Raw genomic sequence first — 26,542 nt, 5'->3', positions numbered from 1 at the left:
TTGACCTATTTTTGTACAAGTTAAGGTTTATATCACAATGAATGAAATTCCTTCCCCCCAATCAAAAGGTTAGTTGTATGCGCATCTTTACCGAGTGAATTTACGTAGACAATGACTATTGATACTTCCCCCTTTGTAATAAAATTGAAAATGCTCACCATTTTCAGAGAGCTTTTGTAAGGGACATCTTAGGATTTTCCGTTAATCTGCAGCCCAAATTTTGAATTTTGTCAAAGTAATCTATGACAGATGCTATTGTAGTGTCTGGTTGCTTTGTTCAAGGACGACCCACAAACACAAACAACACTTTGTATATGAGTCATTGTTACTCAATCGCTAAAAGCGTGCTTAGCTTATCTGCTGTTTTCTTTTTGCTTGGTGCTTCATCAATCCAGGCTCAAAGTGTTAACAGCTCATTGGAAGCACTTTATACTTTCAACTCAGGAAGTAGCACTATGGGGTATGACCACATAGGGAGCACTCATCTGCAAGTAGGTAATACCAATAATGGTAGTGGACTCATTAAAAGTGATTCCCATTCTAATAGCAATACCCTCCAGAAAACGGGCAGTGATGCTAACCGCTCAAATAGTTCTACCGAGGATAATCGAGAGGAGGGTCTGCAAGCAAGTACGAGCATGGTTACGGTGTGTGCGGGAAATATTGTTTCAAATTCCGGCTTTGAATCCGCGATGAACAGTTGGAACATAGATAGCGGTGTAGCTATTGCGCAAAGTTCCACCGTTCATTCGGGTGCAGCTTCCTGTGTATTAGACGATCCAAGTACGACTATTGGACAAGCTATTTCCGTTTCTGGAGGACAGACTTATGGTGTTAGCCTTTTTGCCAACAACACCTCCAGCAGTGGTTGGGCGGGTTATGGTATTGTTTATTTTGATGCCAATTGGAACCAGTTGACCGAATATGCGGCCCAGTTTCCTTCAACTTCAAATACCTGGCAGGAGTTTTTTCTCACTGCTCCAGCTCCGGCTGGTGCAGTGAATGCTGCATTTTGGGTAACCAGAGATGTGAATACTACAGCCAACTTATACGTTGATGACATCTGTGTTTCCAGTCAAAATACACCCGGAGGCACAGGCAACTGTGGTACAGGTATCATTTATTACACCAATTGTGATAACCAAACGATCGCTATTGACAGGTCTCACGTGTCTTCCAATACCTATATTTACACAGATGATGATTACCAGGGGTGTATTTCTTATGTAGACGCCAACTGTAATATTGGGACCTCTCGCCGCGTGTTCTGTGCAGATTTCAATCTAACAGAGCCAACTCCCGGGATGGGCTATCAATACGGTGAAGTAACTTTCACCAGAGTAGTAGGGGCTACCAATGCCGGATATACCGCGTTGCAAGGAGAGCGCATCAATTGGATTTTTTGTAATGGTCAAAATCTAGGCTACAACTACACCACGATGAGCCAGGCCATCTGGTACATTACGGGAACCATCACGAATTGTAATACTCTTTGTTCCAGTGCGATTGCTGCTGTTACTTCTTCCAACCTTACGGGAGCTCATGAGCGTTTGGTGACCTATATCCCGGATAACCCCAATTTGCAGCCTTTCTTCGAGTATACTTGCGAAACACCTTGTGCACTTACCGCCTCTCTAGCTACCACAAATGCTTTATGTGGTGTAGGTGGTTCCGTAACAATTACCGCTAGTGGCGGAACAGGAAGTTACAATTATGGCGTAGATGGTGGTGCCTGGCAGACCAGCAATACCTTTACCGGATTAAGTGCAGGCAGCCATTATGTCTACATTCAGAATAGCAATGGTACTTGTGTGACCGGGCCATACAACTTTACGATCAGTAGTAATAACTCCGGGAATATTACCGGATTTATGCTAGACGATATTAGTGGTAGCAACGATATTCCTTTGACCAATGGCGGGGTTTATAACCTTGATGATCTTCCCGCTGCATTCCGGCTTACGGCCCTTACTACGGGAACAATCGGGAGTGTGGTCTTTAATGTCAGTGGTAGCCATAATGGTACACAAACCGAAAACAACGCATCCTATGATTACCCCAATAGCAATACTGCTTGGATAATCGGTGCGGGTACCTATACCGTGCAAGCCACTGCCTACGGACAAAGCAACGGCAATGGGGGGACTTGTGATACCGAAACCATTACTTTCCAGATCGTCGATGGGCAAGATCTTCCGGAACCAACAGATTGGTCTTTTACTTGTGACGATGGTGTAAGAGTGGATTTCTATGGTGCGGGTACGAATGGAGATGAAGTATCTGTAGTCAATATTCCCAATCCTGGTAATGTTTACCAATACGCTATTGAAATTGTCTACAAAGGCTCAAACCCTGGGGCCTCCGTTGTTATCGAAGATGCCAGTGGTAATTTTTATACCCTCCAGCGATATACCCCTCCTGGTACCAGCTCCAACGTAAAGATTTATCGCGGTTTGGCGCTGGGGTCTACGTCTCAAATTACTTATCGAGATTATACCAACGAAAATGACCTCCAGTCCATCGTCGTCTATGCATTTCGAAATGTAGCGGCGGCCAATGCCAATTCGGGCACCTATACTACCCGCAGTGGTTATCAAGATAGCTTTACCTTTGATGTTTCCTTCCCGGCCGATTATACCGCCCGGGATTTGGTCATTGATTTACCTATCTCTGAAATGACATTAGATTGCCGGGTGCTAAATATTACGGCGACAGCGGGTAGTGTCACAACGACTCAGCAGATTTACCAGCCTGACGTTATATATGGTGCTTGTTGTTTGGCGGTGCCACAGCTTACGCTGAATAATGTTCCCGGCAATATCACCACGGTGAGTATTACCGTAGAATCACCTACTGGTAGTAATTGGGGCTGCCCTCCAACTTCTAACCAAAACGGCCAATCCTACGTAGTAGCCGGTCTGGTTTTGGTAGAAAAAGAGTGTGTTGATTGTGTAGGTTTCAACCCAGGTACCATCAGCAGTGACCAGACCAACTGTGGAATCTTTACCCCAGCTACCATTACGGGTACTGCTGCCGTGTCTGACTTATCCGTAAGTTACCAGTGGCAATCGCGTTTAGGTACCAGCGGAACCTGGATGAATATTTCCGGTGCGACCGGACAAAACTATAGTCCTGGCGCATTGTCGGCAACTACGCAGTTTCGTCGTTTAGCCACTACCGGAGAATGTTCGAATACAGCCTCCAATGTCGTCACGATCACCGTCAACCCTGCTGTAAGTTTGATCTGTGAAAGCTACCACGATGGGGCCTGGTTTGTAGAAGAAGACTGTTCCGTGATCTTGTGTGAGGGAGAGTACCTCGCACTTTCGGTTAACCCTAATGGCATGTCCGCTTACCAATGGACAGGCCCTAATGGCTACACCAGTAATGGCGGTGATGCAGTCATCTCCAATAGTGTTGCGGCTATTCATTCCGGTACCTATTTTGTAACTATCACGGATGGCAACGGCTGTAATGCCAGTACCTCCATCGACGTCACCATTCTTGATGATCCAGCAGTAAGCATTAGTATCAATGACGCGGATGTGTGCGTAGGGACCACCAGTACCCTCACCGCAGTAGCTAGTGGTGGTATTGATTGTGGAGATGTCATTTGGCAGTTTCGGGCCGGTACTTCTGGCGCATGGACAGATCTGACAAATACCGGAGCTATGCTCATCACCGATGGGACTTTGGAGGCAGGTACTTATCAGTACCAGGCTATGTATGCTTGCCCTGGGTTTGGTTGTCAGGACGCCACTTCTAATATCGTGACTTTTACGGTAGCAGACTATCCTGCCATCACGGCAACGGTATCCAATGATGATATTTGTGAAAATACTTCCGTCACACTTACTGCGGCTCCCGTCGATGGACAAACTGCCTATACTTATCAGTGGGACAATGGTTTGGGTAGCGGCGCTAGTCAGGTAGTAACCCCTACAGTAACGACCACTTACAATGTCACAGCTTCAAACGCCACAGGCTGTACCGCCAGCGCTAGTGTAGCTGTAACAGTGAGAGACCGGATTACCAATTATGGAACGATTAGTGGTGACCAGGCGAATTGCGGACCTTTTGATCCTGCACAAATTGTAGGAACACCCATCACTACTTCTGGTAGCAATATCAACCCTTCTTATAAATGGGAATCTTCGCTTGATGGCAACACCTGGACGGTAGTAACTGGCGCTACGGGGCAGAGCTACGATCCAGGTTTGATCTCAACGACCACCCAATTCCGCCGCCGCGCTTACGCAAATAATAGTTGTGGCAACGGTGTGACCAATGTGGTAACGATCACGGTCAACCCGGTTCCTGCAATTACTGTAGTTAGCAGTGAATGTGACCCGGGGGATCTTTTTGCTACTTATGACGTAGAAGTAACGGTCACCAATGCGCAGACCTTAGTAGCATCGAGCGGGACACTGATCAATAACGGAGGAGGAAGCTACACCATTAATGGAGTAAGTAATCTTGATGATCTTTTACTAACGGCGGTTAACAACACAACGGGTTGTCAAACAACTATTGACATCACCCCTCCAAACTGTTTCTGCCCAGCTATTAATCCACCGGTCATTACCAGCGCTAATCCTGCGGTCATTTGTGCGAGCGATCCTATTCTTGCCTTTACGGCAACGATTGCTACTCAAGGGCTTTTGGGAGATAATACTGTCGATTGGTACGATGCTGCTACTGGTGGCAATCTTCTCTTGGCTGGCTCATTGAGTTTTACGCCTCCTGCGGCAGGTACCTATTTTGCTGAAGGCCGTAACATTACGAGTAATTGTACAACTACCAGCCGAGTAGCCGTAACGCTTACGATTAATCCTTTACCTGTAGCCGAAATTACGGGTGATTTAGTGATTTGCCAGGGTGAAAGCACGACCCTCACCGCTAGTGGCGGTGTAAGCTACAGCTGGAGCAATAGCCAAACGACCGAGAGCATTACGGTCAATCCAGCTACCACCACCACTTATACGGTGACGGTCACCGATGAGAATGGTTGTACCAATACGGCTACTGCAACAGTGACGGTGAATAATAATCCAACAGCAGCCCTGTCGGGCAATCCACTGGTGTGTGAAGATGCAAGTGCCACCCTCACCGCTACAGGTGCAGGTGCAGGCGGCAGCTACGCTTGGAGCACGGGTGCCAACACTGCAAGTGTTACTGTTTTCCCTACTGGAGCAACCACCTTTACCGTTACGGTAACAGATGCAAATGGCTGTACAGATCAAACCAGCATTACCACCAATAATGCACCATCTCCAACCATAGTAGCAGCCTCATTGGAGATTTGTGCAGGTGAATCAACCACCCTCACTGCTAGTGGAGGGGTGAGTTACCTTTGGGGAGCGAATGGAAACAACGCAACCACGCCTGCCATTACAGTTACTCCTGCAAGTACGACTACTTACACGGTGACAGTGACCAATGCGGCGGGTTGTTCGGCGGAAGCCAGTGTAACCATTACCGTATTAGCCCAACCTGTCATCAATTCGATTGATTTGGTGCAGCCCACTTCATGTAATGGTACGGATAATGGATCGATCACGGTAAACGCCAGTGGAAGTTCTGGTGTTTTGCGTTACCGTATCAACGGAGGCACCTGGCAGTTTGGTAACAGCTTCAATAACCTCGCAGCAGGTACCTATAATGTAGAAATAAGCTACACGGGCAATCGCTGCCCCGCAGGGCCAGTGAGTGTAACGCTTGATCCCGTCGTGTTGCCAACTGTAGTAGCTAGCAATGATGTGACGATCTGTCTTAATCAATCGACGACCCTCACTGCATCTGGAAACGGAGGCACAGGAACCCTCGCTTATGCCTGGGATCCAAACGGACAAACGGTACCTAGCATCACGGTAACGCCTGCTGCGACCACCACTTACACCGTTAGCGTGACCGATGAGTTGGGCTGTTCTGCTACAGACCAAGTAACCGTTGAGGTTTTGGCTATTCCGCAAGTTACTAGCCTTGCTACCAATGCAACTTGTGGTGGTACCAATGGTACGATAACGTTTACTTTCCCTGACCAAAGTGGTCGTACAGGTATTGAATTTAGCATCGATGGCGGGAATACCTATCCTCACAATACCAATGACAATGTCGGTAGCTTCACGGTAAGTAATCTTGCTATTGGCACTTACGATCTATGGGTACGTTGGGGCAACGATGAGTGCCCTGTGGATCTCCCTAATGTAACCATCGTACAGGAACTAGGCCCGGTCGTAACGGCTAGCAACGATGTTACGATCTGTGAAGGAGCGAGCACGACCATCAGCGCTACCTCAACCGGCGGCACTGGCACGGTCACCTACACCTGGATGCCCGGCAACCTCAGCGGCGCCAGTGTAAGCGTATCCCCAACCACGACGACTACTTACACCGTCACGGCAGCGGATGAAAACGGCTGTACTTCTACTGATCAGGTAACGGTCACGGTTGATCCTGCATTTACTTCTGGCATTGATGCGGTAGCCAGTGTGTGTGCGCAGGAAGGCGTATTGTTTGTAGCCAATCCAGCGGTAGCTGGTGCTACTTATGCCTGGAGCTTCAGCGGCCCAGCTACGCCTGCGACCTCCACGAACGCGAGCGAAACAGTAAGCTTCGCCAGCGCAGGTACGTATTCGGCTACCTTGACGGTAAACCGTGGCACTTGTGTAGCAACTTACACGCACAACATCACGATTACAGCTCCGGTCTTTGCGGATGCGGGGCCTGATGTAACGATCTGCAACGGTGAGACGGTACAAATAGGTCTTCCTGCGGGTCAGGGTGGCCCAAGTAGTGCCACTTACAGCTGGTCGCCAGGTACTTTCTTGAACAATACCAACATTGCGCAACCCACCTCAAGCGCGCCGTTTACTTTCAACTATACCCTTACGGTAAGTGAAAATGGTTGTGTACGCACCGATGCGATGCGCGTTAATGTCAACCCACTACCGACCCCTGTAATCACAGGTGACTTGGAGATCTGCCAGGGCGAAAGCACTACGCTAACGGTGAGCACTACAGGCGGCAATGGACCGGTAAACTTTACCTGGATGCCTGGTAATTTGACGGGCAGTAGTGTTACTGTTACGCCATCAGTTACGACAATTTATACGGTTACGGCAAATGATGCAAGCGGTTGTATAGCTTCGGAAGAGGTTACCGTTGTAGTCGAAAATGTAGCTTTATTTCCCCGTTGGAATATAGCCCACGGCGAATGGATACAAGGCACCGACATTGTTGCTAATTGCGGTGAAAAGGTTGTTTTTAGTGGCAATCCTACCCCTTCAGGTGGGAGCTATGTTTGGTCTAGTCCTAACGGGCTAAGCACATCGCCTACTACTGCTGAACCTTTTGTTGATAATATAAGAGAAGACCAAGCTGGTATTTATACCTTAGAATATACCACATCTAACGGATGTGTGGCAACCGTTTCTTTTAATGTAGTTGTTCTTCCTTTGGTATTAGAATGTGAAAGTGATTATAATGGTTGGGGCCCAGAATCTGACTGTGCGGTTACCGTTTGTGAAGGAGAAAATTTGACCCTAAGTATAGCACCCGATAATTATTCTGCCCAATGGACAGGCCCTAATGGATTTACGGCTACTGGTAATAATGCCATACTTGGTATAATAGATGCTAGCAAAGTAGGAACATACACGGCTAGCGTCACCCATAATGGTTGTTTTGCCTCGGTAGATATTGAGGTTGAACTTACAGAAATAATAATAGATTTTACCAAAACGGATGCTACTTGCGGACAAGATAACGGAACGATTTCTACCAGCGTAAGCGGTGGACAAAGTGATTATACTTACTCCTGGTCACCAAATGTGAGCAGCACAGCTAGCGCTACCGGCTTGGCAAATGGCGTGTACAATATCACGGTTACGGATGCCAACGGTTGTACCGGCACCGCCAGTATTTCTATTGCTAACCTGACGGGCCCATCGGTAAACGTCAGCGGCACTCCAGCCATCTGTGAAGGAGGCAACGCTACCATCAGCGCTACTTCTAACGGCGGTACAGGTACAGTTACTTACACCTGGATGCCCGTAAACCTAAGCGGCGCCAGCGTAAGTGTATCTCCAACGGAGACCACTACCTACACGGTCACTGCTACCGACGAAAACGGTTGTACCTCTACGGACCAGGTGACGGTGACTGTGAATCCACTACCCACCCCAGCCATCACAGGCGACTTGGAGATCTGCCAGGGCGAAAGCACCACACTAACGGCCACTGGCGGCACCAGCTACTTGTGGAGCAACGGCGCTACTACGGCTAGCGTCACGGTTAACCCGGCAAATACCAGCACTTACACCGTTACGGTAACGAATGCTAACAACTGTAGCGCCACGAGCAGTGCCACGGTAGTGGTCAACAACAACCCAGTAGCTGCCCTTAGCGGGAACCCACTGGTGTGTAACGGACAAAGCACCACGCTTACGGCCACCGGCGCCGGAGCAGGTGGATCTTACGCCTGGAGTACGGGCGCAACAACAGCAACAATCACCGTTACCCCAACGGGTATCGAAACATATACGGTAACGGTAACCAACAGCAACGGCTGTACCGATGAAACAAGCATCACCGTCAACGAAGCCCCCACGCCAACAGTGGTAGCCGCTTCGATCGAACTTTGTGCAGGAGAATCAACAACACTGACCGCCAGCGGAGGAACTACCTACCAGTGGGGCAGCAATGCCAGCAATGCTACGACGGCGGCCATTACGGTTACGCCTTTGGCTACTACGACTTATAATGTAACCGTGACCAACGCATCAGGTTGTGCCAACGAGGCCAGCATCACGATCACTGTTTTAGAGCAACCCGTCATCACTGATGTAGCGGTTGTTCAACCGACCTCTTGTAACGGCACCGAAAATGGCACGATCACCGTCACGGCTACGGGGCCATCTGCGGTACTACAATACCGCATCAACGGCGGCAGCTGGCAAGCGAGCAATGTCTTTACAGGTTTGGGCGCAGGCACTTACAATGTAGAAGTAAGCTATACGGGTGGTCGTTGTTTGGTAGGCCCAAGCACTGTGACCCTCAACGCTGTGACGCCGCCGAACGTAGTAGCTTCGAGCAATGACGCAGCGATCTGTGTTGGCAGCAGCACCACACTGACGGCCAACGGCAGCGGCGGCACGGGTAGCCTGACTTACACCTGGATGCCCGGCAACCTGAGCGGTGCCAGCGTGAGTGTATCCCCAACGGTCACCACCACTTATATGGTCACCGTTGAAGACGAACTGGGCTGTACCTCTACGGATCAAGTAACGATCACGGTCAACGAAAACCCAGTAGCCAGCCTCACGAAGACGGATGCTACTTGTGGACAAGACAATGGTACGATCAACGTAAGTGTAAGTGGCGGAAATGCTGCTTACCAATACACCTGGTCACCCAACGTAAGCACAACGGCCAGTGCTACTGGCTTAGCTACGGGTACTTACAACGTCACCGTCACGGATGCTAACGGTTGTATTGGTACCGCCAGCATCTCTATTGATAACCTGACGGGGCCATCGGTTACGGCCAGTGGCACGACCACAATCTGTGAAGGAGCGAGCACGACCATCAGCGCTACCTCAACCGGCGGCACTGGCACAGTCACCTACACCTGGATGCCCGGCAACCTCAGCGGCGCTAGCGTAAGCGTATCCCCAACCACGACGACTACTTACACCGTCACGGCAACCGATGCCAACGGCTGTACTTCTACCGATCAGGTAACGATCACGGTTGATCCTGCATTTGTTTCTGGTATTGATGCGGTAGCGAGTGTGTGTGCGCAGGAAGGCGTATTGTTTGTAGCCAACCCAGCGGTAGCTGGTGCTACTTATGCCTGGAGCTTCAGCGGCCCAGCTACACCTGCGAGCTCAACCAACGCGAGCGAAACAGTAAGCTTCGCCAGCGCAGGTACGTATACGGCTACCTTGACGGTAAGCCGTGGCACTTGTGTAGCAACTTACACGCACAACATCACGATTACGGCTCCGGTCTTTGCGGATGCGGGTCCTGATAAAACCATTTGTGCTGGTCAGACGGTACAAATCGGCTTACCTGCTGGTCAGGGTGGCCCAAGTGGGGCAAGCTACAGCTGGTCACCAAGCACCTTCTTGAACAATACGAACATTGCGCAGCCCACGTCTAGTGCACCGTTCACCTTCAACTATACCCTTACGGTAAGTGAAAACGGTTGTGTACGTACCGATCAGATGCGCGTCAATGTCACCCCCCTACCGACCCCAGCTATCACAGGTGACTTGGAGATCTGCCAGGGCGAAAGCACCACATTAACGGCCACTGGCGGCACGAGCTACTTGTGGAGCAATGGTGCTACCACGGCTAGCGTCACCGTTAACCCAGCAAATACCAGCACTTACACCGTTACGGTAACGAATGCCAATAACTGTAGTGCTAGCTTGGATCAGGAGATCATCGTTTATCCTAATCCTACTGCTACCATCGTTGGTGATCCAATCGTGTGTCAGCATCAAACGACTACCCTCACGGCTGCAGGAGCTGGAGCGGGTGGCTCTTATTTATGGAGTACGGGTGCAACGACGGCTTCGATCACCATTACACCTACTCAAATTGAGACCTATAGTGTTACTGCTACCAATGCCAATGGCTGTACAGATGTAGCTGCGGTAACGGTAAGTGCAGCACCCGATCCAGTAGCAATTGCTGCTTCCGTAGAACTTTGTGCTGGGCAGTCAACAACATTGTCTGCCAGTGGTGGTGCAAGCTACCAGTGGGATGCCAATGCGGGCAACTCAACAAATGCCAGTGTAGTGGTAACACCCGCTGCGACCACCCAATACTTTGTAACCGTCACCAATAATCTCGGTTGTACGGCCATCGCTGATGTGACCATCGTCGTGCTGGAATTACCAGAAATAGTAAGTGTTGATTTGGTTCAACCAACTTCTTGTAATGGTACGGATAATGGCAGCATTACCGTCAATGCTACGGGTGCTGATGATGATTTGCAATACCGTATCAATGGTGGAACCTGGCAAGCGGGTAATTTATTTGCAGGCCTGGGAGCAGGCACCTACAATGTAGAAGTAAGCTACGTCGGTGGCCGTTGTTTGGTAGCACCAACTACCGTTGTTTTAAACCAGGCAACTCCTCCTAGTATCAATGCAGGTAGCGATACGGAAATTTGTTTTGGTACGAGTACCACCTTGTCGGCAATAAGCAGTGGCGGTACGGGCAACCTGACCTACACCTGGGAGCCAGGCGCTCTGAGTGGAGCAACCGTTAGTGTAACGCCAACGGCAACGACTATTTATACCGTTACCGTAATCGACGAATTGGGTTGTACCTCTACCGATGCAGTGACGATTACCGTGAATGATAACCCCCTCGTTAGCCTCACTAAAACGGATGCTACTTGTGGCCAAAATAATGGTACCGTTACCGTAAGTGTAACAGGAGGTGAAGCCAACTACCAATACACTTGGTCACCCAATGTAAGTACTACTGCCAGTGCCTCAAACCTGGCCGTGGGTGTATACAATGTCACCGTCACCGATGCCAATGGCTGCGTAGGCAATGCGAGCATTAGCGTCAATAACCTTTCTGCGCCAAGCGTAGTAGCTGTTGATGATCAGACGATTTGTGAAGGTAGCCCCGTGACTTTAAGCGCCACCGTTGTCGGAGGAACTGCTCCGGTATCCCTGACGTGGATGCCCGGCAACCTCAGTGGAAACAATGTAGTGGTGAACCCAACGGCGACAACAACCTATACCGTCACAGCTACCGACGCCAATGGCTGTACTGCTACCGATCAGGTGGTGATTACGGTTGATCCGGCGATAGTTTCCGGTATTTCTGCACCTTCAACGATTTGTGCACAAGAAGGGGTGTTGTACGTAGCGAATCCTGCAATTGCTGGTGCTACTTACGCTTGGACGTTCTCAGGACCAGCCACGCCGTCTTCTTCTTCCGCCAGCAGTGTAACTGTAAGTTATGGAAATACGCCTGGTGTTTACACCGCAACCTTGGTGGTGACTCGCGGAGAATGTACCGAAACTTATACCCATGATATAAATATTACGCAAGCCGTATTTGCTGCCGCGGGAGATGACCAAACGGTTTGTCAGGGCGGTAGTGCCAATATTGGTTTACCTGAAGGACAAGCAGGCCCCTTGGGCGCAACTTACACCTGGACACCCAATTTGTTCTTAAGCAATAATGGTACGCCTCAAGTCATTGCTAACCCTCCATTTGACTTTACTTATACCCTTACAGTAGAACAAAATGGTTGTGTGCGTACCGATCAGGTGAAAGTATTTGTGGACGTTAACAAGAATCCTATTGCCAATGCGGGTGCTGCCATCGAAGTATGTGCTGGTACAGCAATTACCCTGGGTGGTTCGCCAACGGGTACGCCTCCACCAGCGGAGCCAGGAACGGCTATTGCAGGATATGTATGGACCCCCGCTGCTGGTCTGGACAATCCTTACGGAGCAAACCCCAATGTTACAGTAACACAAAGCGACACTTATGAAGTGGTCGTATTTGCAACGACGGGTTGTACTGATACCGCTACGGTAGCCGTGACCGTCATTGATTGCGGAAGCATTGGTGATTTTGTTTGGAATGATACCAACCAGGATGGTATCCAAAACAACGGAGAAACCGGCATAAATGGTGCTACCGTCAACCTCCTTGATGATGCAGGTAACCAAATAGCCACGACAACTACCGCCGGCAACGGTGCGTACACGTTTACTGATTTATTCCCTGCCGATTACATTATTGAGTTCATCACACCAGCGGGATATACACCAAGTCCGATCAATCAGGGTGGGGTAGAAGCAACCGATAGTGATGCCAGTGTAACGAACGGACAAACGGCCACAATCACCATCACTGCCGGCCAGCAAAACGATCATGTAGATGCTGGTTTCTACAGCACATTGGCCGTAGTGACGACCAATTTATTAGATGTTGATTGTTTTGGTAATAGCACCGGCGCACTTACTATTGCGGTAAGCAACGGTTTGGCACCATACACGTTTGACTGGCAAGACTTGCCGGGAACCAATGACCCTCAGAACCGTACCAACTTGGCTGCTGGTACCTATACCGTCATCGTAACGGATGCCAATGGTAATTCCGTTTCCCTTACCGAAACCATCGCTCAGCCCCTTGTACTTGCAGCTACGGCAACCACGACGGAGGTAAGCTGTAACGCGGGTACCAACGGCGCGATTGACCTCTCTGTTACTGGTGGTACCGAGCCTTATGCCTACGCCTGGACCAACAGTGCTACCACCGAAGATATCAGCGACCTAGCTGCCGGTAGCTACACGGTGACGGTGACGGATGCCAATAACTGTACTGCAACCCTTACGCGAACTATCACGGAGCCAGCACAACTGGTAGCTACTTATACTTCGGCTGATGCTACTTGTGGTGCGGCCAACGGTACTGCTGATGTAACCGTCACTGGCGGCACGGCACCTTATACCTATGATTGGGCCGATTTGTCAGGAACAAATGATCCAGAAGATCGTACCGGACTTATGGCGGGTAGCTACGAGCTTACGGTTACTGATGCACTTTCTTGTACTTATATCCTTACCGTAAACGTTGCCAATCAGGCCGCCCCAACGGTGAGTGCAGGTACAGACAAAGTGATCTGTCTGAATGAAAGCACCAACCTTACAGCCGTAGGGACAGGTGGCACAGGCACGATCACCTACAGCTGGTCGCCCGGCTCCTTGACGGGAATAACCGTTAATGTAAGCCCTACTGTCACGACCACATATACCGTCACCGCTACCGACCAAAATGGTTGTGTGGCTACCGACCAGGTAGAGGTTGTAGTGAATGATCTTCCCGTAATTACCTTTACCGGAGACACCGAAATTTGTCAGGGAGAGACGACCGCTCTGACCGCCACTGGTGGCACTAACTACGCCTGGAGCAACAATGCGACCACCGCAACCATCAACGTTAATCCAGCAACCACCACGACTTATACGGTGACTGTCACCGATGGCAACAGCTGTGTCAATACGGCTTCTGTAACAGTAATTGTCAATAACAATCCTGTTGCCAGCATCATTGGCGACCCCATCGTTTGTCAGAATACCACGACTACCCTTACGGCGGATGGCGCGGGTGCTGGCGGAACTTACGCCTGGAGCACAGGCGCTAGTACCGCTGCGATCACAGTGACGCCCACTTCCATTGAAACGTTTACGGTAAGTATCACCGATGTCAATGGCTGTACCGATCAAACTGCCGTCACCGTAAATGCTGCACCAACGCCTACCGCGATTGCTGCCTCGCTAGAATTATGTGAAGGCCAAACCACCACTCTTACCGCCAGCGGCGGAGTGAGTTACCAGTGGGACGCCAGTGCAGGAAACGCAACTACCGCTAGCGTAGACGTAACGCCTGCTACGACAACTCAATATTTTGTTACGGTAACCAACAGCCTGGGCTGTACGGCCGTAGCAAATGTGACGATCACTGTTTTGGAATTACCTGCCATTACCAGTGTTGACCTCGTACAACCTACCTCTTGTAACGGTACCGAAAACGGCAGCCTCACCGTCAACGCAAGTGGCGCAAGTGCCAGCCTTGAATACCGCATCAACGGAGGTACTTGGCAAGCAAGTAATATTTTCTCCGGTTTGGGAGCAGGTACTTACAATGTAGAAGTAAGCTACACTGGTGCACGTTGTATGGTGGGCCCAACTACCGTTACCCTTAACCCCGTTGTTCCTCCCGCGATCAATGTTAGTCCTGATGTAGCTATCTGTGTTGGCAACAGCACCACCCTTACTGCTACTGGCAGCGGTGGTACTGGTAACCTTATTTACAGCTGGATGCCTGGTAACCAAACGGGAGCCAGCATTACGGTAATGCCTGCGGTGACAACTACTTTTGTCGCTACGGTAGAAGACGAATTGGGTTGTACCTCCACCGCTTCGGTTACGGTTACGGTCAACGAAAACCCGGTAGCCAGCCTCAGCAAAACGGATGCTACTTGTGGACAAAACAATGGTACCATCAACGTAAGCGTAAGCGGCGGTCAAGCAACTTACCAATACACCTGGTCACCCAACGTGAGCACAACAGCTACCGCGACTAACCTCGCAGTAGGAACCTACCATGTGACCGTCACGGATGCCAATGGCTGTTTTGGTACGGCCAGTATAGCCATTGAAAACCAGGCCGCTCCTACGGTTGTAGCAGCAGCTGACCAGACGATTTGTGAAGGCAGTAGTGCTACGCTTAGCGCAACGACTACGGGTGGTACCGCTCCTGTTACCTTGACCTGGATGCCCGGTAACTTGTCAGGAAATAACCTTACAGTATCTCCTACGAGTACGACGACTTACACCGTCACGGCTACCGATGCCAACGGCTGTACTGCTACCGATCAAATGACGATCAATGTTGATCCAGCATTTGTTTCCGGTATCAATGCACCTGCTAGCATTTGTGCAGAAGAAGGCGTACTGTTTAGTGCAGCTCCGGCCATCGCAGGTGCTACTTACAGCTGGACCTTTAGCGGTTCGGCTACACCTACTTCTTCAACCGAAAGCAATGTAACGGTCTCATACGCTACTCCTGGAAGCTATACCGCAACCTTGGTCGTAAGCCGTGGTTTGTGTACAGAAACTTATGTACACAATATTGAAATCACCCAAGCTGTATTTGCTGCTGGTGGTGCCGACCAGACCATGTGCCAGGGCGGTGAGGCCACCATTGGTTTGCCAGAAGGCGAAGCGGGCCCAGTGGGTGCTCAGTACATCTGGTCGCCTAACCTGTTCCTGGAAAACAACCGTGATCCACAGACAACCGCCAACCCTCCTTTTGATTTTACTTACACCCTTACGGTGGAACAGAATGGCTGTGTACGTACGCAGCAAGTACGCGTATTTGTTGATGTAAATAAAAATCCTATTGCCAATGCCGGGGCAGATATATCGACTTGTCCAGGTGAGCAAGTGGTGCTGGGTGGTTCTCCTTCGGGCACCCCTCCGCCAGCCGAGCCAGGCACGGGTATTGCGAGCTACAGTTGGTCGCCAGCTACTGGTTTGGATGATGCTACTTTGGCGAATCCAACGCTTACCGCAAACGTGGATGAAACCTTTGAACTGATCGTTACTGCTACGACGGGCTGTACGGATACTGCTACGGTTAGTGTGTCGATTTTAGACTGTGGTGTCATCGGAAATTTTGTTTGGGAAGATGACAATGCCAATGGTATTCAGAATAGCGGCGAATTAGGGATTGAAGGAATCAGCGTAGAATTGTTAGACGAGAACAATAACGTTCTGGCAACGACCAGCACCAATGCGAGCGGTTATTATGAGTTTACCAACCTGCCAAGTGCAATCTATAAAGTTGCCTTCGATCGGCCATTGGGTTACATCCGGGTATTGCCTAATCTTGGTAATGACGATACCGTAGACAGTGATGCCAATCTCTTTACCGGCATCACCGATCCATTTACCTTAGCACCAGGTGAAACCAACAACAACATTGACGCAGGTCTTTACCGCTTGTTTACTCACCTGGGCGACCTGGTCTTCAAAGACCTTAACGGAAACGGTCAATTGGATGCAGGTGAACCAGGCGTACAAGGTGTAACGGTGAATCTTTACAACAATGTTCCAGAGCTTGTCGGTACTACCACTACCGATGGAAACGGCAACTACGGATTCTATGATCTAGAACCTGGTGACTACGAAGTAGAATTCATTTTGCCAACAGGCTATTCCTTCACTTCTCAGTTCACTGGCGGAGACAACATCACGGACAGCAATGCTGACCCTGTAACTGGTAAAACAGGCACCTTAACTTTAGACAGTGGTAAAGGAGACATCACCATTGATGCCGGACTTACCCAGTTTGACTTGGCCTTGGACATCGCTATCAACGGTAGCACACCTGGCCCATATAGCCAGGGCAGCCAGGTAGATTTCGCTATCACCGTCACCAACGAAGGAAGCATCACGGCTCAGGGGACGGAAATCACCGACTACCTGCCTGCTGGGTTAACCATTGTTGGTTTTGATGCAAATGGTACCAATGTTGTCAGTAATGGCAATGGTACCTACACGATCCCAAGCTTAGATCCTCTGGCTTCGGTGACCTTTATTGTACAAACGACAATTAACAATAACTTCCAAGGGACTAGCCTTACTAATGGTGCTGAAATTACCACAGATAATGGTGGTGATATTGATTCTACACCGGGCAATGATATCCTCTCAGAAGACGATCAAGATGAAGTCATCCTTCTTATCAATCAGACGGCGGGTATCCTGGTCGAAAAAGCAACCAATGGTGTTGATGCGGACGCACTACCGGGTGTAGTCATGTTGGTTAACCCAACAGCACCTCCAAGCGTCACTTGGACCTATGTGGTCACCAATACCGGATCGGTAGACCTTACGAATGTAGTGGTCAATGACGACCAGGAAGGGCTAATTGCTACCATTGGTACACTGGCTGCTGGTGCTTCTCAAACGTTTACCCAAACGGGTATTGCGGGCTTGGGTACTTACTCGAACCTGGCTACTGTTACGGCGGATAATCCTTTGGGTGGCACAATTACAGACACGGATCCATCCAATTACACTGGGGCGTTTATCAATGTAGAGAAAGTAGCCGACCGCACCGAAATTTGTGCAGGAGAGGAGGTCAACTTTACCCTTACCGTTCGTCTATTGGGTGCGACCGATGGCTTCCAGTTACGTCAAATCAGTGTGGAGGACACCAACCTCCCTGGTATGTTGATGCCTGGTGATGCCTACTTCGTCGCTGCCAGTGACCTCAACGGCAACGGCTACATCGACTTTATCGACAATAACAACGACGGCATCTCCGATGAAGAGTTTGTTTGGGAGTATTCTGTGATTTACAATACGACTACGACGAATATCGCCATGGATGAGGCGGAACTCTGGTATGTTGATCCAACCAACGGTGCGGAAACGTACCAATTTGATGTGATGAACTCCGATCAGGTCACCGTCAATGTCAATCCATTACCTGTTGTTACCTTCTCTGGTGATACGGAAATCTGTCGAGGAGAATCTACAACCATTACCGCTAGCGGAGGTACCTCCTACGTATGGAGCACAACCGAAACCACACCTTCAATTACCGTTGCACCAACCGGAACTTCTACCTACGATGTGACGGTAACCGATGGCAATGGCTGTACGTCGGTAAGTAGTGTACAAGTAATCGTACACAACAATCCTGTTGCCAGTTTAGTGGGCAATCCGCTGGTTTGTGAAAAAGAAGTAACTGTACTTACCGCTGCTGGCGCTGGTGCTGGCGGATCTTATCTGTGGAGCACAACGGAGACTACACAAAGCATCACCGTGAACCCGCAAACGGTACAAACGTTCTCCGTGACAGTAACGGATGTGAATGGCTGTACGGATGATGTTTCGGTTACGGTAACGGAAGCACCCGAGCCCATTGTGATTGCTGCTTCTACGGAGATTTGCTCAGGAGCAGGAGAGTTGATTACCCTCGTTGCTTCTGGTGGCGGAACCTATCAGTGGGACGCCAACGCAGGCAATGCTACCACTGCTGAAGTTGATGTATTGCCAATCGTAACAACCATCTACAACGTAACTGTTACCAGTGCAGGTGGTTGTTCAGGCGTTGCCAGTGTGACCATCAATGTTGTAGAAGATCCCGAAATTACCGACGTCATTACCGTAGATCCTACGGCTTGTGATGGCAATGATAATGGTAGCATTACGATTATTGCTGCCGATAATAGCGATACTTATAATTTGCAGTACCGCATCAATGGAGGTATTTGGCAAACCAGCAATGTCTTCACTGGACTTGGTGCCGGCAGCTACAATCTTGAAGTAAGCTACGAAGGTAACCGCTGTATGGTTACGGATAGCGCACCTACGGTGTTGAACGCAGCTGTGCCACCTACCATTACGGCCAGTGCCGATCAGGCGATTTGCATTGGTGATAACGCAACACTTACGGTTTCCTCTACCGGAGGCACTGGTGCTATCTCCTACGTTTGGACGCCAGGGCCACTGACGGGCGATAACGTGGTGGTTGCTCCAATTACTACCACCACTTACACCGTTACGGGTACCGATGAATTGGGCTGTAGCAATACCGATGAAGTAGTTGTGACAGTAAATTCAGTACCAGAATTAAACGCAGTAGTAACCGATGCTGCCTGTGGGCAAAACAATGGTGCAATCACGGTCAATGTTACGCAGGCAACGGCACCGCTAACCTTTACTTGGTTGCCTGATGTAGGAAATACCGGTACTGTTACGGGCTTGGCCGCTGGCGATTACACTGTGATGGTGGAAGACGCTAATGGCTGTTCGGAAGAAACCGTAGTTACTGTCAATGAATTGTCCGCACCTACGATTAGTGTCAATGCTGATGCTACGGTTTGTGAAGGGGACATGGTTACGCTTACCGCTGTTACTAGCGGAGGAACAGGAACTTTGTCCGTCGTTTGGATGCCCGGCAACCTTACGGGGAATAACGTAACCGTGACCGCTAACACTACTCAGACTTACACTGCGACGGTAACGGATACGAGAAATTGTACAGCTACTGATGAAGTAACCATTACTGTAGATCCAGCCTTTACTTCAGGGATCACAGGCTTGGGTAACCTCTGCGCTGAAGAACCTACAACGTACACAGCAACCCCCGTAGCGGGAGCCACTTACAGCTGGACAGCTACTGGACCCGCAACGCCAGCCACTGGCACAGGAGAAACCTTCACTACGAGCTGGGGGAATACGCCTGGTGTGTACACCGTCACCTTGACGGTAACCCGTGGAGCTTGTACCCGTGTTTATACCAAAGATGTCAATATCTCCGGAGCAGTTTTTGCCGATGCTGGTGTTGATAAAGTGATCTGTCAGGGTGGAAGTATCCAGATTGGCCTTCCTCAGGGGCAATCAGCTCCTATTGGTGCTACCTATTCTTGGAGTCCTAATAATGGAACACTGACGAGCACCACTGCCGCGCAGCCAGTTGCCAGCCCGCTGGTAACGACGACCTACACCATGACGGTTACACTCAATAACTGTACCCGTAGCGATGAAATGACGGTAGTTGTTGATCCTGATTTGAACCCCATTGCTGATGCAGGGGATGACCTGTTAGTTTGTGCAGGCACCCAAGTGACGCTGATGGGTAACCCAACCGGAACCGTAGCTCCTGCCAATCCCGGAGACGGCATTGCAGGGTACATCTGGTCGCCATTGAACGATGTAAACAATGCGTTTTCCTTTACGGAATCAGCGACTTTTACAGCGAATACTGCCGGTAATTATCAAGTAATTGTCTTTGCCAATTCTGGTTGTACCGATACGGCTTACGTTAATATTGAGATTGCTGATCCTATCGTATTGACAGGTTCTACGTCAGCAGATGCTGATTGTAATGGAGCCGCCACCGGAAGCATTAAGTTGATGGTAGACGGAGGCACCGGTAATTATATCTACAACTGGAGTGACCTTGCGGGTACCAACGACCCTGCTGATCGATCCGGGCTTTCTGCTGGAACTTATACCGTAACCGTAAGTGATGATGGTGGTTGTTCTGCTACACAATCCTTTACCATAAATGAACCTACTCCGCTGGTGATTGACCTTGATGGTAGCACGGTTACAAATACTACCTGTATTGGCACAGCCGTAGGTGCTGTCGACTTGAGTGTTGGCGGTGGTACGCCCGCTTACACTTATGCTTGGACGGGACCTAATGGCTTCACCGCTAGTACGGAAGATATTTCTGGCCTGGCAGCTGGCAGCTATACGGTAATCGTAACGGATGCGAACGATTGTGAAGACACCGCTAGCTTTGAGGTTACGGAGCCAACCAACCTTGAGGTGAGTGCTACGAAAACGGATGAAACTTGTGCTATGGCCAACGGTACGATTGACGTGACGGCCAGCGGTGGTACAAATCCTTATACTTATGCCTGGAACGATGGAGGAACGACAGAAGATCGTACCAATTTAGCACCAGGGACCTATACCGTAACAGTTACCGATGCGAATAACTGTACAGCGACTACTACCATCACTATTATTGCAGACCCAGTCCCAGTGGTAACGGTTAATGATGTAACGCTTTGTGCAGATGAAGATGCAACATTGGTAGCAGTCGTCAGCAGTGGTACACCACCTTACACCTATTTGTGGAGTACTGGAGAAACCTCGTCTTCGATTGTGATCGAAGAGGTATTTGCTACCAACACCTACACGGTGACGGTGACCGATGCAGATGGATGTACAGGGACTGCGACAGGAACTGTTACCGTTAATCCATTACCCGTACCGGATGTGAGCGATGACCTTACGATTTGTGAAGGCGAATCAACGACCCTGATTGTTGAAAATGTCTTCTTTGGTACGCCTCCGTTTACTTACCAATGGTGGAATGCGACGGCTCCAGGAACAATTTTGTCAACGACAACATCATTGACGGTAGGACCTGGAGAACTTATTAGTGGTCAGGTTAACAATTTCTTCGTTAGAGTAACGGATGTCAACGGTTGTAGAGAACGTGACGTTGTAATGGTCGAGGTCGCTCCAAACCCAACGGTGACAGTTGAGGATCAAACGATCTGTGCCGGTGAAACGGCTACGCTTGTTGCTGTTCCTGGTGCAGGAAATGGCAGTTATACCTACTTGTGGAACACTGGCCAAACGACAGCATCTATTGCGGTATCACCAGTAGTAACTACTAATTATAACGTGACCGTAACAAGCACCTATACCAGCGCTGATGGAGGCGTTACCACCTGTACGGGTGAAACGACAGCTACCGTAAATGTAGAGGCAATACCTGTCATCACTAGTATTGTTGAAGGAAACGCAACTTGTGGTGATATTAATGGGACTATAACCTTCAATTTCCCTGATACACCTGTACGCACGATAATCCGTTTTAGCATTGATGGCGGCCTTACTTATCCCTACAGTAGCCCTGATGATGCAGGTAGCTTTACTATCACAGGACTTGCACCAGGCACTTACGATCTTTGGAGCAACTGGGATGGCAATGGCGGCGACTGTCCAGTTGACCTGCCAGACGCGACCATCCAGGACGAGCCTGGCCCCGTAATAACCGCTGGTACAACGGTAACCCCAGCCGATTGTAATGGTGCCTCAACCGGTGAGATTGACTTGACCGTAAATGATGGTACTGCACCCCTCACTTACGCTTGGACCGGCCCGAACAGCTTTACGGCTTCTACGGAAGACCTAACTGGCCTGCAGGCTGGTACCTACACCGTAATCGTAACCGACGCCAATGGCTGTAGCGATACGGCCAGCTTCACGATCGATGAACCAACGACTTTGGTAATCGATGTAGCAGGCACGACGACAGAAGATGCTGATTGTAACGGATCAGCGACGGGATCGATAGACCTAAGCGTTAGCGGTGGTACCCCAGATTACACCTACGCCTGGACTGGCCCCAACGGCTTCACCGCCTCAACGGAAGATATCAGCAACCTGGTTGCGGGTACTTACACGGTAGTGGTGACGGACGCGCAAGGCTGTAGCGATACAGCGAGCTTCACCATTGAAGAACCTACAACATTAGAAATCGACCTTAACGCAACGGTACTTACCGACGCCGATTGTAACGGATCAGCCACAGGCGCTATCGACCTGGTAGTAACTGGCGGTACTTTGCCATACACTTACTTGTGGAACACGGGTGCGACAACAGAAGACCTGAGTGGTCTTAATGCTGGCACCTACACGGTCACGGTTACGGATGCGCAAGGTTGTACGGATGAAGCAACATTCACAATTGAAGAGCCTACGACATTAGAAATCGACCTTAACGCTACGGTGCTTACGGACGCCGATTGTAATGGAGCAGCGACAGGCGCTATCGACTTGGTAGTAACGGGTGGTACTTTACCATACACTTACCTGTGGAACACGGGTGCGACAACGGAAGACCTGAGTGGTCTGGCTGCTGGTACCTACACGGTCACGGTTACGGATGCGCAAGGCTGTACGGATGAAGCGACGTTCACGATTGAAGAGCCGACGACGCTCGAGATCGACCTTAACGCAACGGTGCTTACCGACGCCGATTGTAATGGCTCCGCCACAGGCGCTATCGACTTGGTAGTAACGGGTGGTACTTCACCATACACTTACCTATGGAACACGGGTGCGACGACCGAAGACCTTAGTGGTCTGACGGCTGGTACCTACACGGTCACCGTTACGGATGCGCAAGGTTGTACTGACGAAGCGACGTTCACGATCGAAGAGCCGACCACGCTTGAGATCGACCTTAACGCAACGGTACTTACCGACGCCGATTGTAATGGAGCTGCCACAGGCGCTATCGACTTGGTAGTCACTGGTGGTACTTTACCATACACTTACCTGTGGAACACGGGTGCCACGACCGAAGACCTGATCGGTCTTACTGCTGGTACCTACACGGTCACGGTTACGGATGCGCAAGGTTGTACGGATGAAGCAACGTTCACGATTGAAGAGCCGACCACGCTGGAAATTGACCTGACTGCAACTGTGCTTACCGATGCGGATTGTAACGGTTCTGCGACTGGTTCCATCGACCTGGTAGTCACTGGCGGTACTTTACCATACACTTACCTGTGGAACACAGGTGCGACAACGGAAGACCTGAGTGGTCTGGCTGTTGGCACGTACACGGTCACGGTTACGGATGCGCAAGGTTGTACGGATGAGGCGACGTTCACGATTGAAGAGCCTACGACTTTAGAAATTGATGTTAACGCGACCGTCTTGACCGACGCCGATTGTAACGGATCAGCGACAGGTGCTATCGACTTGGTAGTCACTGGCGGTACTTTACCATACACTTACCTGTGGAACACGGGTGCGACAACCGAAGACCTGATCGGTCTTACTGCTGGCACCTACACCGTCACGGTTACGGATGCGCAAGGTTGTACGGATGAAGCGACGTTCACGATCGAAGAGCCAACGACGCTCGAAATCGATCTGACTGGCACCGTCCTCACGGACGCCGATTGTAACGGATCTGCCACAGGCGCTATCGACTTGGTAGTCACTGGCGGTACTTTACCATACACTTACCTGTGGAACACAGGTGCGACGACCGACGACCTAAGTGGTCTTACTGCTGGCACCTACACCGTCACGGTTACAGATGCGCAAGGTTGTACGGATGAGGCAACGTTCACGATCGAAGAGCCTACTACGCTTGAGATCGACCTTAACGCAACGGTACTTACCGACGCAGATTGTAATGGAGCAGCGACAGGAGCTATCGACTTGGTAGTCACTGGCGGTACTTTACCATACACTTACCTGTGGAACACGGGTGCGACGACCGACGACCTCACTGGTCTTACTGCTGGCACCTACACGGTCACGGTTACGGATGCGCAAGGCTGTACGGATGAAGCAACGTTCACGATTGAAGAGCCGACGACGCTCGAAATCGATGTTAACGCTACCGTCTTGACCGACGCAGATTGTAACGGCTCCGCCACAGGAGCTATCGACTTGGTAGTCACTGGCGGTACTTTACCATACACTTACCTGTGGAACACAGGTGCGACGACCGAAGACCTAAGTGGTCTTACTGCTGGCACCTACACCGTCACGGTTACGGACGCGCAAGGTTGTACGGATGAAGCGACGTTCACGATTGAAGAGCCTACGACTTTAGAAATTGACCTTAACGCTACGGTACTTACCGACGCCGATTGTAATGGATCTGCCACAGGCGCTATTGACTTGGTAGTCACGGGTGGTACTTTACCATACACTTACCTGTGGAACACGGGTGCGACGACCGAAGACCTGAGTGGTCTGACGGCTGATACCTATACGGTTATGGTTACAGATGCGCAAGGTTGTACGGATGAAGCAACGTTCACGATTGAAGAGCCAACGACTTTAGAAATCGATGTTAACGCGACCGTCTTGACGGATGCCGATTGTAATGGTTCTGCGACAGGAGCTATCGACTTGGTAGTCACAGGTGGCACGACCCCATACACTTACTTGTGGAACACAGGTGCGACAACGGAAGACCTCACTGGTCTTACCGCTGGCACTTACACGGTTACCGTTACAGATGCGCAGGGTTGTACGGATGAAGCGACGTTCACGATTGAAGAGCCGACCACGCTCGAAATCGATCTTAACGCAACCGTCTTGACCGATGCCGATTGTAATGGATCTGCGACAGGCGCTATCGATCTGGTAGTCACGGGTGGTACTTTGCCATACACTTACTTGTGGAACACGGGCGCGACAACGGAAGACCTCACTGGTCTTACTGCTGGTACCTACACGGTTACGGTTACAGATGCGCAAGGTTGTACGGATGAAGCAACGTTTACGATTGAAGAACCTACGACTTTAGAAATCGATGTTAACGCGACCGTCTTGACCGATGCCGATTGTAATGGTTCTGCCACAGGAGCTATCGATCTGGTAGTCACTGGCGGTACTTCACCATACACTTACCTGTGGAACACGGGTGCGACGACCGACGACCTCACTGGTCTTACTGCTGGCACCTACACGGTCACGGTTACGGATGCGCAAGGCTGTACGGATGAAGCGACGTTCACGATTGAAGAGCCGACGACGCTCGAAATCGATGTTAACGCTACCGTCTTGACCGACGCCGATTGTAATGGCTCCGCCACAGGCGCTATCGACCTGGTAGTAACTGGTGGTACTTTACCATACACTTATCTGTGGAACACGGGTGCGACGACCGAAGACCTCACTGGTCTTACCGCTGGCACGTACACCGTCACTGTTACGGATGCGCAAGGTTGTACGGACGAAGCGACGTTCACGATCGAAGAGCCTACGACTTTAGAAATTGACCTGACTGCCACCGTTCTCACGGACGCAGATTGTAACGGCTCCGCCACAGGATCTATCGACTTGGTAGTGACAGGCGGTACTTTACCATACACTTACCTTTGGAACACGGGTGCAACGACCGAAGACCTGAGTGGTCTGACTGCTGGCACTTACACGGTTACGGTTACAGATGCACAAGACTGTACGGACGAAGCGACGTTCACGATCGAAGAGCCGACCACGATTGAGATCGACCTTACAGCGACCGTCTTGACCGACGCCGATTGTAATGGATCTGCCACAGGCGCTATCGACTTGGTAGTAACAGGTGGTACTTTACCATACACTTACCTGTGGAACACGGGTGCGACGACCGAAGACCTCACTGGTCTGGCTGCCGGCACGTACACGGTTACGGTTACGGATGCACAAGGTTGTACGGACGAAGCAACGTTCACGATTGAAGAGCCAACGACGCTTGAGATCGACCTTAACGCAACGGTGCTTACCGATGCCGATTGTAATGGCTCTGCCACAGGCGCTATCGACTTGGTAGTAACTGGTGGTACTTTACCATACACCTACCTTTGGAACACGGGCGCAACGACCGAAGACCTCACTGGTCTGGCTGCCGGCACCTATACGGTCAC

The 26,542-nt window shown here is 50.3% G+C and carries 1 protein-coding gene (cut by a window edge); it reads left to right on the top strand.

What is annotated here, in order from left to right; genetic code table 11:
• The first annotated feature begins 314 nt into the window (after positions 1-314).
• Positions 315-26,542: the 5' portion of an SdrD B-like domain-containing protein gene (locus tag AB0L18_RS05165; RefSeq protein ID WP_367391510.1), read on the top strand. 13,645 nt of this gene lie beyond the right edge of the window; only the first 26,228 of its 39,873 coding nucleotides appear in the window; it begins with the start codon at positions 315-317; its stop codon lies off the right edge, out of view.

Source organism: Lewinella sp. LCG006 (assembly GCF_040784935.1).
In the GTDB taxonomy this organism is placed as follows: Bacteria; Bacteroidota; Bacteroidia; order Chitinophagales; family Saprospiraceae; genus Lewinella.
This window is presented reverse-complemented; position numbering and strand designations above follow the sequence as displayed.